Origin of the sequence: Streptomyces sp. NBC_00435 (assembly GCF_036014235.1) — a bacterium.
GTDB lineage: Bacteria > Actinomycetota > Actinomycetes > Streptomycetales > Streptomycetaceae > Streptomyces.
In genome coordinates this window covers 4,598,944-4,614,012 of sequence record NZ_CP107924.1, presented here as the reverse complement: position 1 = coordinate 4,614,012, position 15,069 = coordinate 4,598,944, and the positions used below count along the sequence as shown (strand labels likewise).

The 15,069-nt window shown below is 69.2% G+C and carries 14 protein-coding genes and 2 pseudogenes; 9 read left to right on the top strand and 7 right to left on the bottom strand.

From position 1 onward, the window contains the following. Nucleotides 1–141: 141 nt before the first annotated feature. Nucleotides 142–1,122 carry a TadA family conjugal transfer-associated ATPase gene (locus tag OG389_RS21225; RefSeq protein WP_328300048.1) on the bottom strand — a complete coding sequence of 327 codons (981 nt, stop codon included), beginning with the start codon at nt 1,120–1,122 and terminating at the stop codon, nt 142–144. After that, nucleotides 1,119–1,577: pseudogene (locus OG389_RS21220) on the bottom strand (septum site-determining protein Ssd); the annotation flags it as partial. The pseudogene OG389_RS21220 and the gene OG389_RS21225, both read right to left, overlap by 4 nt. Nucleotides 1,578–1,839: 262 nt before the next feature. On the opposite strand from OG389_RS21220, the gene OG389_RS21215 reads away from it, so the two are divergent. From OG389_RS21215 to OG389_RS21180, 8 genes are all read left to right on the top strand, one after another. Beyond that, a complete protein-coding gene (locus tag OG389_RS21215) occupies nt 1,840–3,075 on the top strand; it encodes a helix-turn-helix domain-containing protein (protein ID WP_328300047.1) in 1,236 nt (411 codons plus the stop codon). 58 nt (nt 3,076–3,133) lie between these two features. Continuing rightward, a complete protein-coding gene (locus OG389_RS21210) occupies nt 3,134–3,505 on the top strand; it encodes a hypothetical protein (protein WP_328300046.1) in 372 nt (123 codons plus the stop codon). Continuing rightward, entirely contained in the window at nt 3,502–3,714 is a 213-nt protein-coding gene (locus tag OG389_RS21205; protein ID WP_328300045.1) for a hypothetical protein, read from the top strand. The genes OG389_RS21210 and OG389_RS21205 overlap by 4 nt, the downstream gene beginning before the upstream one ends. Next, nucleotides 3,711–3,878, top strand: a complete 168-nt coding sequence (locus tag OG389_RS21200; RefSeq protein WP_328300044.1) for a hypothetical protein — start codon at nt 3,711–3,713, stop codon at nt 3,876–3,878. Before OG389_RS21205 ends, OG389_RS21200 begins: the two co-directional genes overlap by 4 nt. A 168-nt stretch (nt 3,879–4,046) precedes the next feature. Further along, nucleotides 4,047–5,165 (top strand): cyclophane-forming radical SAM peptide maturase AmcB, encoded by a 1,119-nt coding sequence (amcB, locus tag OG389_RS21195; protein WP_328300043.1) that lies wholly within the window; start codon nt 4,047–4,049, stop codon nt 5,163–5,165. Further along, nucleotides 5,143–5,316, top strand: a complete 174-nt coding sequence (amcA, locus tag OG389_RS21190) for a multiple cyclophane-containing RiPP AmcA (protein WP_328300042.1) — start codon at nt 5,143–5,145, stop codon at nt 5,314–5,316. The genes amcB and amcA overlap by 23 nt, the downstream gene beginning before the upstream one ends. A 72-nt stretch (nt 5,317–5,388) precedes the next feature. After that, entirely contained in the window at nt 5,389–6,063 is a 675-nt protein-coding gene (locus OG389_RS21185; RefSeq protein ID WP_328300041.1) for a pentapeptide repeat-containing protein, read from the top strand. Between the two features lie 15 nt (nt 6,064–6,078). Then, on the top strand, nt 6,079–6,798 hold the full coding sequence (locus tag OG389_RS21180; RefSeq protein WP_328300040.1) for a hypothetical protein: 720 nt from the start codon (nt 6,079–6,081) through the stop codon (nt 6,796–6,798). Nucleotides 6,799–6,829: 31 nt separating this feature from the next. Here the strand turns inward: OG389_RS21180 and OG389_RS21175 are convergent, their stop codons facing one another. The 5 genes and pseudogenes from OG389_RS21175 to ssd all read right to left on the bottom strand — a co-directional run. Further along, nucleotides 6,830–7,318, bottom strand: coding sequence for a hypothetical protein (locus tag OG389_RS21175; RefSeq protein ID WP_328300039.1), 489 nt, complete (start codon nt 7,316–7,318; stop codon nt 6,830–6,832). 1 nt (nt 7,319) lies between these two features. Beyond that, nucleotides 7,320–9,503, bottom strand: coding sequence for a site-specific integrase (locus OG389_RS21170; RefSeq protein ID WP_328300038.1), 2,184 nt, complete (start codon nt 9,501–9,503; stop codon nt 7,320–7,322). Continuing rightward, the gene (locus tag OG389_RS21165; protein WP_328300037.1) at nt 9,500–11,278 is read right to left on the bottom strand and encodes a hypothetical protein; all 1,779 of its coding nucleotides are present in this window, start codon (nt 11,276–11,278) and stop codon (nt 9,500–9,502) included. The genes OG389_RS21170 and OG389_RS21165 overlap by 4 nt, the downstream gene beginning before the upstream one ends. Next, complete coding sequence (locus OG389_RS21160) at nt 11,278–12,744, bottom strand: site-specific integrase (RefSeq protein WP_328300036.1); 1,467 nt, start codon at nt 12,742–12,744, stop codon at nt 11,278–11,280. The genes OG389_RS21165 and OG389_RS21160 overlap by 1 nt, the downstream gene beginning before the upstream one ends. Nucleotides 12,745–12,846: 102 nt before the next feature. Then, a pseudogene (gene ssd, locus OG389_RS21155) lies at nt 12,847–13,581 on the bottom strand (septum site-determining protein Ssd); the annotation flags it as partial. A 490-nt stretch (nt 13,582–14,071) separates the two neighbouring features. Here ssd and OG389_RS21150 point away from each other — a divergent pair. After that, nucleotides 14,072–14,941, top strand: a complete 870-nt coding sequence (locus OG389_RS21150) for an HAD family hydrolase (RefSeq protein ID WP_328300035.1) — start codon at nt 14,072–14,074, stop codon at nt 14,939–14,941. Nucleotides 14,942–15,069 lie beyond the last annotated feature (128 nt).

Genomic DNA, 15,069 nt, shown 5'->3' with positions numbered 1-15,069 from the left:
GAACCTCGTTGGTCTCTGTGGACCGAGGGTGATCTCTGCGGCTACTGCTGCGGAGCGGGGGCCGTGTGGTGTCCCGACTGTGCGGGGTTCGCTGGCTGTGACACCTGCCTCCACACGTTCAAGGTCAAGTGCCCCACGTGCTCAGGGGGCACCCGCGAGAAGTGGACCCCCCGCTAGAACGGCCCCGTCAGTGCCCATCCCCCGAGGCGCTGGCGGGGCTTCGTCGTGCCTGCCAACGCGAGCCGCGTCTATGTATGGTTGAGCCAGGCACCCGCCTTCGTGGCCCGTATTGAGAGCGGCGAGCAGGTCCGCGACCTCGGCTCCCCGGACCTCCCCGACGACGAGGCGGTCGGGCCTCATCCGCAGTGCCTGGCGGACCAGGTCGGCGAGGGTGACCAGACCGGCGCCCTCCTGGTTGGCCGGCCGGGTCTCCAGGCGCACCACGTGCGGATGGTCGGGCCGCAGCTCGGCCGAGTCCTCGGCGAGCACGATCCGCTCCCCGGGGCCGACCAGTCCCAGCAGGGCGCTGAGCAGGGTCGTCTTGCCGGTGCCGGTGCCTCCGGAGACGAGGAACGACAGGCGGGCCTCCACCATGTCCCGGAGCAGTCGCTGCCCGCCGGGCGGCAGCGTCCCCGCCGCCACCAGTTCCTCGAGCGTGAACGCGCGCGGCCGTACCACCCGCAGGGAGAGGTACGCCGATCCGACGGCCACCGGAGGCAGTACGGCATGCAGCCGGGTGCCGTCCGGCATCCGGGCGTCGACCCAGGGCCGCGCGTCGTCGAGGCGGCGTCCGGCGACGGAGGCGAGCCGCTGGGCGAGCCTGCGCACGGCCTCGCGGTCGGCGAAGGTCACCCCGGTCAGCTCCAGCCCGCCGCCGCGGTCCACCCACACCCGGTCGGGGGCCGCCACCAGGACGTCGGTGACCTCGGGGTCGGCGAGCAGCGGTTCCAGAGGTCCCGCGCCGACCAGCTCGGAGCGCAGTTCGGCGGCGACTCCCAGCACTTCCGTGTCGCCCAGCAGCCGGCCCTGTGCCCGCAGGGCCGCGGCCACCCTGGCCGGTGTGGGCTCCGCCCCGCTCTCGGCGAGCCGCTGGCGCACCGCGTCGAGCAGTACGGCGCTCATGCCGTCACCCCCTGGGCGGTGCCGAGCGCGCGCTGCCAGAAGCCGTCGCAGAAGCGGGCGAGGGCGCCCCGCCCGTGCGCTCCCGGCGGCTCGCCCTCGGCCACCCGGCCGGGGAGCCCCACCTCGACCGGGACTTCACCGGCCAGCGGCACCCCCAGCAGTCCGGCGACGGCTTCCGCGTCGAGTCCGCCGGGCACGCGGCCCCGTACGACCACGCGGACGTCGCGGGACACCATCCGGACTCCGGCGGCCACCCGGCCGGCCGCGGCCACCGCCCGCAGCTCGCCCCGCACCACCATCAGCACCAGGTCCAGCTGCGCCAGCACCTCGGCCACGGCTTCGTCGACCCGGCGCGGCAGGTCGACCACGACGACCCCGCCACTTCGGCGGGCGGCGGCCAGCACCGAGCGCATCGCGGCGGGCGGCACCACCACCCGGTCCCCCCGGTCCCAGCTTGTTTCTACAAAGTGCGTGTCCCTCGCAGGTGGTGTCGCTTTGGGCGGGGTCGTGGCCACCCGCTCGTGTCTCACTGAAGCGCGACATCGTGTCGCTTTCGGAGCTGACTGGACCGTATCAAGGTGACGTAGATCATGGGAAGAACGAGGCCGGAGCTCTGAATCGCTCGCTGTCTGGGATCCGTTGGCCAAAGGCCGTCCCTCGCCGCGTCTCGGCGGTACCTTCGCGTCAGAAGTGTGGTCGCAGATCGGGGTGGTGGGTGTGAGCGGGTACATCGAGGAGCAAGAGCGGATCGGGCAGCGTGTCCGGCGGCAGCGGCTCTCCGTCGGGATGACGCAGGCCGACCTCGCTGCCGCGCTGGGCCGGACCCAGGGCTGGGTGTCCAAGCTGGAGAAGGGCCGGATCGAGCTGGACCGTGCCGGTTTGATCAACGCCGTGGCGGCTGCCCTGCACTGTCACCCGAACACCCTGATCGAGCGGCCGTACACAGGGGGCGGTGCCGAGACCAAGTGGCTGGTGTCCGCGGCCTCCATCCTGCGGGAGCTGCGCCGCTATGACCTGGCCCCCGTCTTCGACGGCACCCCGCGCCCGTCCGAGGCGTTGTGGCATGACATGAAGCGCCTTTTGCGGCTGCGTGATGCGGCGGCGAACGGCGCCGTGCTGAGCGAGTTGCCGGACATGCTGAGGGAAGCGCGTGCCCTCGCCGAGGTGTCCGCCGGCCACGAACGCGAAGAGGCGTACGCGATCTACGCGGTGGCCTGCAAGTTCGCCCACACCGCCGCACATGCGCTCGGTCACCCCGAGTTGGTCGCCATGGCCTGTGAACGGGCCACGTGGTCCGCGCAGCTCTCCGGCGACCCGGTGATGCCTGCGATGGCGCTGTGGATGCGGATGTGGGACACCTGGGCCTCGGCCGACTGGGCCGACGCACTCGCCCTCGGGGACAAGGCCCTCGCCGGCATCGAGTCCGAATACGAATCCGGGGACCCGCTCGCCCTGCGCATGTGGGGCGCCCTGCATCTGCGGGCGGCGATCTCCTATGCCCGGAGCGGGAACGGTGCGGGGGCGGATGAGCGCCTCGCCCTCGCCCGTACGGCAGGAGAGCGCGTCAACGCCTATGTCGGACCCGAGATCCACGATCGCCACTCGGTCACGTTCAGCCTCGGCAACGTCATCGTCCACAGCGTCAGCGCCGCCCTGGAGATGAGCGACCAGACGAAGGCCCTGCGGCTCAACCGCGAGGCGGACCCGGCGCACATCGCGGTCCTGCCGAACTCCCGTCTCGGCCACCACCACATGGACCTCGCCCGCGCATGGCTGTGGGACGGCAACCGCGACCAGGCCCTGACCGAGCTGGAGACCGCCGAGCGCATCGCCCCTCAGCTCGTCCGCAACCACCCCGTCGCCAGGGCGACTCTGCGGAAGATCGTGTACGCCGAGCGGGTCGCCACGCGCCAGCGGCTGCGTGGCATGACCGGACGTTTTTCGCTGGACTGATCTGCGGGTATTCCACGGAATCATATTCGTGTGTAGCGGGCTGCATACGGTCCGCTACATGACCTCGACGCGTCGCACTGACCATGACCGCGTACGACAGCAGGCGGACGATCCTGACCCCCGCTGGCCCCTGCGCGGCGATCTCGCATACGACACCGCAACCTCCCGCACGGGCGTGGTCATAGACGTCCCCGGGGACACCGGCACCACGGTCTACCGTCTGTGCCCCGAGGGCGGGGGCGAGGAGGGCTGGAACGCCTCCTTCGACACCCTGGCGCCTCCTGAGGACGTCCCCGGCGGTGCGGCCGGACAGCGGCCCGAGTACGCGCCCTGGACCGACAGCCCGGACCCGAGTCCGTCCCTCCAGGCCCGCGCCGAACGGGGTATGGCGCGCTTTCTCGGGTCGGCCGGCGAGGGGAAGCCGCGATGAGCCGGACGAACCTCCCCTCGTGGCTGTGCGAGGGGGCCCGCGTTCTCGACGCGAACGACCGGGAAGCGATCGTCGAGTTCATCGGCGAGTGGGAAGATCCTGCCACCCGCAGGAAGATCCCCGAAGCCGTGTTCCTCCGCCCCGAAGGCGGGGGCCGGGAATGGGTGATCCCCGACCACCAGGCCCTGCGCCAGGCTGACCCCCGATGACCGGCCGGAGTCACTTACCCGAACCCGGCTGGGGCATGATCGGCGCTCTCCTCGCCATCGGTCTGAGCGGTCCTGCCCTTGTCCTCAGCGGCCACGTCCTGGACCTGGTCCAGGCGAGCGCACCCCCTCCGGCCACCGCGCCGGACGTCGAACCGCCTGCCTAGCCGGGCTACGGACTCCCCGGCCTCGGTCTCACAGACGTCGCAGGTCGGGGGCACCACTCCGCCCGTCCCTTCCCGCGCAGCCGGGCGGAGCACGGCGCCGGGGGTTCCCGTCCCCCACGGCCCCCGGCGCCCTTCCACGCACCACTCGCTCATACCGAGAGGAGCACGATGCCCAGCGCCTTACGGATCGCGACCAGGCCCCGGTCCGTGATCATGCAGCCGACCACGCAGTGCCTGCCCATGGACTGCACGTACTGCTACCTGCCGTTCCGGAAGATGAAGCACCTGATGCCGGTTGCCGTCGCCGAGGCCGCGGCCGCATCCGTCAACCCATGGGCCGCCGACGACCCGGCGTTCGAGGTCGTGTGGCACGGCGGGGAACCGCTGGCCACCGGCCGCGAGCACCTGGCCGCCCTCATGGCCTCCTTCGAGGGCGTGAAGCACTCCGTGCAGACGAACGCCGCGCTCATCGATGACGCCTGGTGCGAGTTCCTGCTGGAGCACGACATGCACGTGGGCGTCAGTATCGACGGCCCCGAGGACATGAACACCCACCGGATCACCCTCGCCGGCCACCCGGGATTCCGCGTCACCATGCGCGGCATCGAACGCCTCCGCCACCGCGACATCCCGTACTCCGCCATCGCCGTCGTCTCCGATCCCGACCCGGCCGACGCCGCCCGCTTCTACGAGTTCTTCGCCGAGCTGGGCGTCACCACCCTCGGCGTCAACGTGGAAGAGGAGGAGGGCGTCAACCTGGGCACCCGGCCCGCTGACCAGGCACGGGCGGTGGAGTTCTGGGCCGCGCTGGCCGACGCCTGGCGGGCCAACCCAGCCATCCGCCTGCGGGAGGTGTCACGGGTGATGAATTTCGCCGGCGCCGTCCTGCACGGCCAGCATTCCGACTCGGCCCAGAGGTCGGCCCCTTGGGACCCGCTTCCCACCATTGCCCATGACGGCGGGGTCGTCCTGCTCTCCCCGGAGCTGGCCGGGTTCACCGACGAGCGGTTCGGTGACTTCACCACCGGCAACGTGCTCCGCGACAGCTTGGACGTCCTGGTCACCGAGGCCGAACAGCGCACCCCCTGGATCTCGGAGTTCCGCGACGGAGTGGACGCCTGCCGCACCGCCTGCCCCTACTTCGCGTTCTGCGGAGGTGCACACCCCGCGAACCGGTACTTCGAGCACGGTGGCCGCATGGACGGCACCCGTACGAAGTACTGCACCACAGCGAAGATCGCCCTACTCGAAGGAGTCGCTCGCCATGCTCGCGAACACCGCCACTGATCTCGTGCTGGACTCGGCCGAGGGATTCCAGTCCCTCCTCGAGGCCGCGGGATCCCAGATCATCTCCACGTTCGACAACAGGCCGACCTGGGACAATCCGACCCCGGCCTTCGACAACCGTCCCACCTGGGACGACTGGAGCAAGAAGTAGCCCACGCTCAAGCCGGGGCGGTCCCGCCACCATCGCGGGGCCGCCCCGGCACCCCCACAGAACGGAGCCCCCATGACCGCCCGCACGTTCGGCCACGTCACGGTCACCACCCCCGAGCTGGACGAGCCCGGCCTGTACCTCCGGGCCGTCGACACCCTCGACAGCACGCGCGGCACCGTCCAGGACTTCGCCTTCGGTGAGGCCGACCTCAGGTCGCTCGACCTCACGGACACCCAGCTCATCACCGGCCGCATCACCGGCCTGCGGTCCAAGCGCGTCGAGTTCGAGAGCCTCAACCTGCACGGCGTGGAGATCACCGGCAGCGACCTCGGCTCAGCCCGCTGGAACGCGAGCAAGCTGACCCGCGTCCACATCCGAGACACCAAGCTGATGGGCGCCGCCCTGGATGGCCTGGTCCTCGACGACGTCCTGTTCGAGGGCTGCAAGTTCGACTACGCCACCTTCGAGAAGGTCCGCGCCACCGGCCCCGTCGCCTTCATCGGCTGCGTCCTCTCCGAGGCCACGTTCACCGACTGCGACCTGTCCGACGTGGTGTTCTCCGACTGCCAGTTCCGGCTCACCGCCTTCGGCGCCGGCCGCTACCGGGACACCGACCTGCGCGAGAACGACCTCTCGCAGATCCGCGGCGTCGCCAACCTCGCGAAGGTCCGCATCGACCCCGGCCAACAGGCCCATCTCGCCGAGGCCCTCGTGAACGAACTCGACATCACCATCGGGGACGACTGACCCGGGAGGACCTCCATGCCCCTGCACATCGCCTACGGCGACCCGCTCGCGCTCCGCGCCCGCTGCGAGGTCGCCAGCGTCCGCACCACCCGCCCCGAGGAAACCGGTTACGAGCCCGGCGCGGTCGTTCCCGGCGGCCAGTGGCGCCCCATGACCGATACGGACGTCAAGACCGTCACGGCGCCACGCAGGCCCCTGGACAGCACCTTGGTCGAGATCGTCAGGCCCCCGTACCGGGACGGGCTCCCACTCGAAGACCTCACACGCTCCTTGGGCGACCCGGACGCGGTGTACCTCGGCCAGGCCCTCGCCAAGCCCGACGTGGTCACGACCACCGACAACTACACCGTCGGCCGGCTGCTCGGGCTCCACATCGACAACTGGGACAAACTCTCCTACGCAGACAAGCACACCGGGCGCCGCAGGATCTGTCTCAACCTCGGCCCCGGCGCCCGGTACGTCATCCTCGGCGCCATCGACGCCCAGACCGTGTGCCGGGCCATTCACCCCGACGACCACACCCAGCGTTACCCCCACACGGACGACTTCCGCGCCTACGTGGCCAGCGGCCGGCCCATCCGCATCATCCGGATACGCCTGGCCCCCGGCGAGGGCTACGTGGCTCCGACCGAGTACCTGCTGCACGACGGGTCCACCGAAGGGCAGGACCAGCCCTCAGCTGCCGCGTTCTGGCTCGGCCGGTGGACCCGCGGCGTCCTGCCCTCACTGGTCTGACCCTCAACACGCCAGGTCGGCTCGGCACCGGTCAGCTGCTTATCGTGCTGCTGGGCGGCCTCCTCGGCAGGCTCGAGACCTTGCCTCCGGCCTGCATCAGCTCACGCAGACGCTCGATCTCCAGGTGCTGAGCCGCGATCCGGGACAGAGCACGCTGCTTGAACTCGGTCAGGTCGGCAAGCTCGGTGTCCTGCCTGGTCAGACGTTTCTGCAGGGACGTATTGGCCTCTTTGAGTCGCTCGATCTGAGCAAGGCGAGGATCCACGATCTCGCCCGCCTCCCGCAGGGCTTTCAGCCGGCGGTCGAACTCCTCGGCCAAGTGCTGGTAGGGGCCGGGGCGGGCCGTGCCGTCGCGGTGCTTCTTGGCGTAGAAAGCCGTCCGAGCCACACCGGCCTCGGCCGCGAGGGTGTTCAGGTCGCACTTGCCGCCCGGCGGCAGGTCGCCCCGCAGCATCCGGTCCATGGCGGACCGAATCGACTCCTCGTTGCGGATGCGCGTCTGGTCGCTGATTCGTCCCATGTCAGGCCACCGTTCCGCAGGCTGCGTCGATCTCGGCCAGGACTCGCAGATCCCGGTCCAGATCCGCCTTCAGACGTGCCTTCTCGGTTGGTTGACCCCGCCCGATGGAGGCGATGAAGACCTTCTTGTTCTCCGCGCTCGACGCCCAGACCGGGCGATGGCCTGGCATGTGGGTGGCCTGCGGGCACCTGGATGAATCGCACATTCCCGCGAGCGGCCGGTCAGCCCCCGGCGTCCCGGCCAAAATCAGGCACAGTGCCTTCGAAGGATCCATGAACCAGCAGTAGTTCGCGATCCCCAGATGCAGCGTCTTCGCCCTCCTGGCCAGCAAGTTGATCACCTCCTGGTCCCCGGGCCGCACCCCGGGCGCCGCCACCTCGAGGTCCCGCAGGGCCTCGTCGACGGAGGTGAAGAACTCGACCAAGTCCCTCGCTCCGGGGCCCGACGGCTTGACTCCCTGCTGGAAGTCCCGGAAGGCCGCCAGCGTAAGGTCTGTATTGCGGACCTGTTCCTCGGCTGCGACATCGGCCATGAACCGGGCCTGCGACCCGCCGGGAGTCGCCGCATAGCCCTCGGTGGTGACCACCGACAGGTGCTTGAGGTGGATCTTCGCGGCCAGGAGACCGCCGGGCCGGTGCGCGAGCTCCATCGCCAGCGTGCGCCTCGTGACCCGAATATTCATCGGGTCCACCGGTATCCGCGCCAGCCCCAGCCGCTGCCCCTGCGGGCCGTTGACCCAATCACGCAGAGTCTCGCAGCGGGCACCGAACTGGATACGGCCGAACAGCTTGTCCTGGGCATCCGCCGGATCGAGGAGATCAGCGGCCAGACCCGCAGCACCGTAGGCCCTGGCGACGGTGACCCACTCGTCCCAGACTCCGCCCAACTCCTGCCCTTTGATCAACTTCGTGCGAAGGCGGTAGCGCCTCCTCCCCGATCCGAGGTCCTGGGGTGGGACACAAGCATCGACGGGCATTTCCATCAGCTCGCTGGAGCGCATACCGGTCAGCAGCGCCAGTACCACCGCGCACGCCGTGCGGACCCGTTCCAACAGGAAAATCACGTCCTGGACCGTCTCGATCCCCTCGGTCCATGGCACCTCGCCGCCGCCGTCGGCGCGGGCCACCAAGCCGGTGTCCCGCCCCCAGCGTGGCGCCAACCCGACGCTGGCAACCGCCTCTTCCAAGAGCGGCCGAAGCTCCCGAAGGTACTTGTGGTGAAAGATCGCCATCCCGCCGGTCTCGCCCGCCAGCCTGTTCAGGTTGACGTTCAACAGCGGGTCGTCCTCGGACCAGCCCTTGGTCACTCGGACGCGGGCCTTGAGCTCACCCATCGACTCCAGGGGGGTGCCACTGGCTATGTGAGAGCGGATCACCGCTGCGAGCTGTTCGCGCCACAGGCCGCCGAAGCGCCGTCCGGGACTCTCCCCCTCAGCCTCGTCCCTGATGCTCCGGACCAGGTCCAAGACCTGGGGACCGAGCACCTCCACGACGTATAGGGCGGCCGCGAGCCAGGGCTGCAGTGCTTCCTGCCGCATGGGCTGGACCTTGTTCGCCGCCTTCAGGTCGCATCCCGCAACCTGGAACGGGGAGCGTCCCCGCCATGGGATGAAACCCTCGGCGAAGCCGTCAACGCTGAACAGCTCGGAGTAGAAGACAGGCTCCTGCACGGCCATCGCCGCCACCAGCCGCTTCCCAGGGCCGGCCGGCCGCAGGTCGATGCCCTGACGGTCACGCACGACGCTGCGTTCGAGGTAATACGCATCGCAGCGCCGCTGGTTGACTGCGGCCAACGACGTCACCCCCCGCACCGTCAACCAGTTCAGCCACTCGGTCAGCTCGCCCAGCCGGTCGTTGCAGGTGGTGATCGCCAATGGGGTGCGGAAGGCATGGGGAAGCTCACGCACACTCTCGTGCCCGGGGGCGAGCCGGGCGAACGCGAACTCCTGGGCCACGACACGCCACCGCGGATCGCTGATCCTGGCGAAGTCGTAGATCCACAGCGACGGCGACACCGATATGGGCAGGCCCTCCACGTCGCTGAAGTCCCAGACAAGCTGGCCGACCAGAGGCCGCACGCCCCCAGGACGGACGGACAGGCCAGCCGCCTCGCAGACATCCACCTGGGCCAACCGGCTCGTGTACACCGCTGCCGCGAAGGCCGAGGTGGTGGAGTGCGTCATCATCGGGTGCCTTCTTCCGGCCGCAGCGGCAGTTCGTCGTCGATGTCGGCAACCGCTCCGGCCGCCTCGAGCAGGGCTCCGGAGGTGAAGTAAGCCCCCGGTGTGAGGATTTCGGTCAGCCGCCTGTCGTAGTGGCCGAAGACGCCCAGGAATTCCTGTCCGGTCATCTGGTCCCACTGGCGGGCGAAGTACGCCCGCAGCCGCATCAGGTTCGGCAGGTGCCGCGGAGTGAACAACGCGAGCGGGCACAGCAGGCAGACCCAGGGACGAGCCGGGCATGGCTTGCCCTTCGGGCCGTGCAGTCCCGATAGTTGATCACCGCAGGCTGCACTGAAGACGTCGCGTTGACCACCGACCAGAGCCGCCAGGGCCTCGTCATCCAGGCCCAGGGCCGCCACCTTGCGCGGGTAGTCCTGCACAAGGGTCGCAACATCCTCCGTCACCAGCACTGTCGGGGGCTCGGCCCGCCGCAGCATGTCGTTTTGGGCCTCGGCGATGATCTCCTCGACCAGCTCGCGCTGTTCGACGGTGTGGGCCCCCAGGTAGTGGTCCCCTTCGGTGGCCGGGCTGCGGTTCGGGTCCAGGGTGGCCCTGCGGCTTCCCATCCATGAACGCCGGTCGCGCAGTGAGTCGTACGTGGTGCGGATCCGGTGCAGGTGGATCTGCAGAGGCTTGCCGTCATCTCCCAGCAGCCCCTGTACGACGATCCATCTGCGTATCGTGATTGAGTCGGGGACGGTTGTCTGCCAGTTGTCATGCCTGCCGCGCAGTTCATACCTCAGCCAGAGCCGGTCACGAAGGTGCGGCGGGGCGAAGCGTCGCGTCAGCGCCGAATGGTCGGTCCACTGCTCCAGCAGTCGGCTGGCCCGCCTGGTCAAAGTACGGCTTTCCCCGGCGGTCCGGCCCTTGACGTAGGACAGGAGGACTGTCGCGTCGCCGGCCCAGTCGACGTCCCCCAGACCCAGATCGTCCAGTCCGTCCGGCACGATGCCCGTGTAGACGCCCAGCAACAGCCGGTAGGCGATCACCGTGGCCGCGTCGGGAAACAGTCCACCGGCGGCCGTGGTCCGCATGAACGGAAACTTCGCCCGCGACAGCCCGGAGGGGTGAGCCGAGCTCCACATGGCAAGCGGTCCCACCTCGTCTGGCCCCCGCTGCGTGTAGGCCCACAGCAGATTTGCAGCGGTCCATCCGCCCTGGAATGGGTCCTCGCCGCCCTCGGCGGCCGCCTTCGCACGCTGGTGTGCCCGGTACGACTCCTTCACCACGGAGAGGCTGACCTCGGTGATTCTTGCCCATTCCGTCTCGCTGTAGGGCGGCAGGTTTTTGAGATCCGACTTGTTGGTGGTCTTGAACTTGCGGCCATCGACAAGGTCACGGACGTCAGGTTTCAGCAGCCCGTGCAGATCATCGACCCGACGCAGCATCCCCCGCGTCTGGCCCTCGTGCTGCGGGCGGCCATCGCCGAGCCTCCAGTGGGCCGCGAGCTGTGCACGGGTCAGGTCCGAACAAGTACCCGTGAAGCCACGCTCCGCGAGGCCGTTCGTCAGGTTCCTGATCCCTGTCAGATATCCGCGGAGCGTCCTATCTGCATTGATGTCACCGTGCGGGTGGACCAGATCGGCCAATCCCAGGAGCAGTTCCCTGGCGAGAGCCGGATTCTTGCTGACAACTCGTCTGTTTCCAGCCCTGACAGCATCGACCTTGAGGACACATGTGGTGCCATCGCTGAATTCAGCGGCGATGCCCAGCGGGTCCTCGGTCACAACAGCGGGCATCAGACACCATCCTCGTCGTGGTCGTCGTCGAACTCAGACGCCGCCTCACGCGAGCTGGCCCGCGCCGCAAGACCGGTGGACTGCCCGACCTGCTCGTACAGCTCGGCGAACACACGCGTGGTGTCCAGGCGGTGGAGATAGCTTTCCGTGGTCAATGATGTGGAATGTCCCAAAAGATCACGCAGGACCATCAGTGGCTCCGTGGTCCTCAGGTACAGGGCCAGCCCCGCGTTGTCGTCGCCGTCCTTCACCAAACGCGCGACCCGCTCGTAGTAGCCGCCGACCAGCTTGGCCATGGTCTGCATCGCGAACGTGTGACGTCCTCGGTGGGGCCAGACATGAGGAAACCTGGGCTCGTAGCGCTCCCGGATCCGGTCAGAGGCCCGCTCGAAGACGATGTTCCACGCTGTGAAGGGCCGCCCCGGTCCGCACACCGACAAGAGCATCGACCCGCCCCCTGGTGCGACCAATCGCCGGCGCTCTCCCGGCCCGAGGTCCGCCCACTGCATCCGCGTACCGTTGACCCGGCCGCCACGGAAGTCGGCCTCCGTCACGCGGAGCGGCTCCCCCCACTTGGCCGGCGGCAACCAGCTGGATCCCTGCACAGCGGCCGCACGGTCGAACGCCAGGTAGTTGTGCAGCTCGGCCAGGGTGTCGTAGTCCGTCCACGTCGTCCGGAACTTCTCACCCTTGGTGATCTTCGCCGGGAGCTCGACGGGCACCGGTATGTCCGAGCGCCGTCGGGGCAGTGGCGGCACTTCGCACGCCAGCAGGTAGGAGAACTCCTGATTGCGGGTCCCGGAGGCGAAGACGAAACGCCCCACCGCGCTGTTGCGGGCCATCTCCCGACCCCGGTAGCCACGCTCCTGCGAGCCGTCCGGCTCAAGCCGGGCCAGACCCTTGAGGAACAAGTCCGCGAAGTCGTCCTCGAGGTACTTGATGGTGACGTGCTGCTTCGGCTGCCGTCGTCGGGCGCCGTTCGCCTTCACCTTCCGCAGCTGCCCGGCGTACAGAACCGTGGCTTCTGTGTAGGTGAAGGGCAGTGCAGTGGTGTACCCGTTGGCGATCGCCCAGCCGTAGAACTTCCCGAGCTTCGCTATCTCCTGGTTCCACGTCGTCGCCCTGTAGCGGGCCTCGAGGGGCCCGCTCGACCGGTGGATCGAGTACGCGCTCAGGAGGGCCTTGAGCCGGTCTCTGGTGTCGAACAGGCCCACTCCGTGCTCGGCTCCGAACTCCGCCCACATGCGAACGGCGCGGACGTAGCTCGGCCAAGAGTTGGCGGCGGGGACATGGTCCGTCGGCAACTCGCAGGCCCAGCGGTTGATCACTGCTGAAGGACGCAGGCCCGCAGAGTCCTCAAGCAGCAGATCCTCATCGAAGACGAGGGACATCCCCTCGGGGATAACGGGCTTGTACTCCAGCCCCCAGGCTTCCCAGCCTGTCGAAGAGTAGAACATTTGTTCCATGCGCTGACGCTATCGGAAAGAGACAGCTGTGCAACCCCCCTACAACCCGGCAACACGCCAGCCCCGGCGCTCTATGGGACATTGCAAGTTTGTTCAAACAACCCAGCTGAGCACCCGCAGTGCGTGCAGCTCGGGCAGGGATTCCGCCAGGGCCCCGGCGCCGACCCGACCCCGGGAGGCGGCGAAGTCGGGCCAGCGCAGCCCTTCGGCGGCTTCGCCCCCGAGCAGCACGTCCATGCCGCCTCCGAGGGGGTCGCCGTCGATGAGGATGGTCCGCTCCCCGGCCCGGGCGGCCCGCAGGGCCAGGGCGCAGGCGAGGGTGGAGGCTCCGGCGCCGCCGCTGCCTCCGATGACCCCGACGGCGAGGGCGGGCCGCCCGGCTCCCTCGACCACATCGGCGATGCGGTCGACGAGCCGGTTCTCGGCGTCGGGGAGGGTCAGGACCTCCTCGGCGCCGATCTCCACCGCCCGCTGCCACACGTGGGGGTCGTCCAGGTCGCGGCCGACGAGGAAGACCCCGCCGCGCCGGGGCGCCCCGCGCACCCGGCGGGCGGCGTCGTCACCGACCAGGACGAGGGGCGCCGACTCCCAGCCGACGCCCGCAGCGCCCGCGCCGCCTCCGCCTCCGCCGTCGCTGGCGCCACCACCGTCACCACTGCCACCACCGGTTCCGCTTTGCTCGGGCACCGCGTGGTGCACATGCGGCTCGGCTCCCGCGGCGGCGCACAGCCGCAGCAGGTCGTCGAGCAGCAGGGGGTCCTCAGTGATGATCAGCGGCCGTCCGCCGGCGGGCACGGACCCGCCGGCACCGGGATTCAGCCAGCTCCCGCCCGCCACCGCGAGATCCCGGACTTCACACGACTTCGATCCAGCCACGATCTCCGCCTCCTTCTCACCGCAAATCCAGCGCCGCGGACTTCGCGGCCGGAATCACCGTGACGGGATCGGGAAAAGGAAGTGGATCTTGCTCGAAAACTGTGGGCGGTCGCGCCAATGTGAATAACCCACTCACCCCAACAGGTGAGTTCCGGAGCGCGCCGGAACGACTACGCACCGTGACGAGTTCGAGGGGGTGAGGGCCTACGCCGCGCGGGCCCCAGGAAGACGAGGAGGCCGAGGAATGATCACTCAGGGCCGAAAGCAGGGACGCGAACCGCGTCCGGACATGCGACGACCCCCGCCGGGGGGGAGAGCGGGGGTCGTCCCCACGGTCCGACTCGGGGGGGGAGGAGCCAGACCGGGTTAGCACGGTCGCGAACGATCCGTGACTTCCATGGTGTACCCGAGAGGCTTCTCAGGCAAACCCACGCGCCGCACTTTACGCCGAATGGTGGGCGCATATGCTCGGGTCGTGGAAAATCAGCCCTTGCCGCACTCCTTGCCTCGCACCGCAGCCTTCTTCGACCTGGACAAGACGGTCATTGCGAAGTCGAGCACTCTGACGTTCAGCAAGTCCTTCTACCAGGGCGGCCTGATCAACCGAAGGGCCGTGCTGCGCACCGCCTACACCCAGTTCATCTATCTGGCCGGCGGCGCCGACCACGATCAGATGGAGCGGATGCGGGAGTACCTGTCCGCCCTCTGCAAGGGGTGGAACGTGCAGCAGGTCCGGGAGATCGTCGCCGAGACCCTTCACGACCTCATCGACCCGCTGATCTACGACGAGGCCGCGTCCCTCATCGAGGCGCACCACACGGCGGGCCGCGACGTGGTGATCGTGTCCACCTCCGGCGCCGAGGTCGTCGAGCCCATCGGCGAGATGCTGGGCGCCGACCGGGTCGTCGCGACCCGCATGGTCGTGGGCGAGGACGGCTGCTTCACCGGGGAGATCGAGTACTACGCCTACGGCCCCACGAAGGCGGAGGCCGTCCGCGAGCTCGCGGAGTCCGAGGGGTACGACCTCTCGCGCTGCTACGCGTACAGCGACTCGGCCACCGACATCCCGATGCTGGAGGCGGTCGGACACCCGCACGCGGTCAATCCCGACCGGGCGCTGCGGCGGGAGGCGACGGCGCGGGAGTGGCCAGTGCTGGTCTTCAACCGGCCGGTCCGGCTGAAGCAGCGGGTACCCGGCCTGTCGATGCCCGCACGGCCGGCACTGGTCGCCGCCGCGGCGGTCGGCGCGGCCGCGGCTACCGCCGGACTGGTCTGGTACGCGAGCCGGCGACGTGCGCTCGCCGCTGCGGCCGCGTCCTGACCTGCGAAGACAGCAGCTGTCCGATACGCACCGGGATGACCCTGAATGCAAAGAAATGCGGCCAGGGGTTTCGCTCGGCACCGAAGCGGAGTACAAAGGAGTCAACGGCCCGCGAGACCAAAGAACAT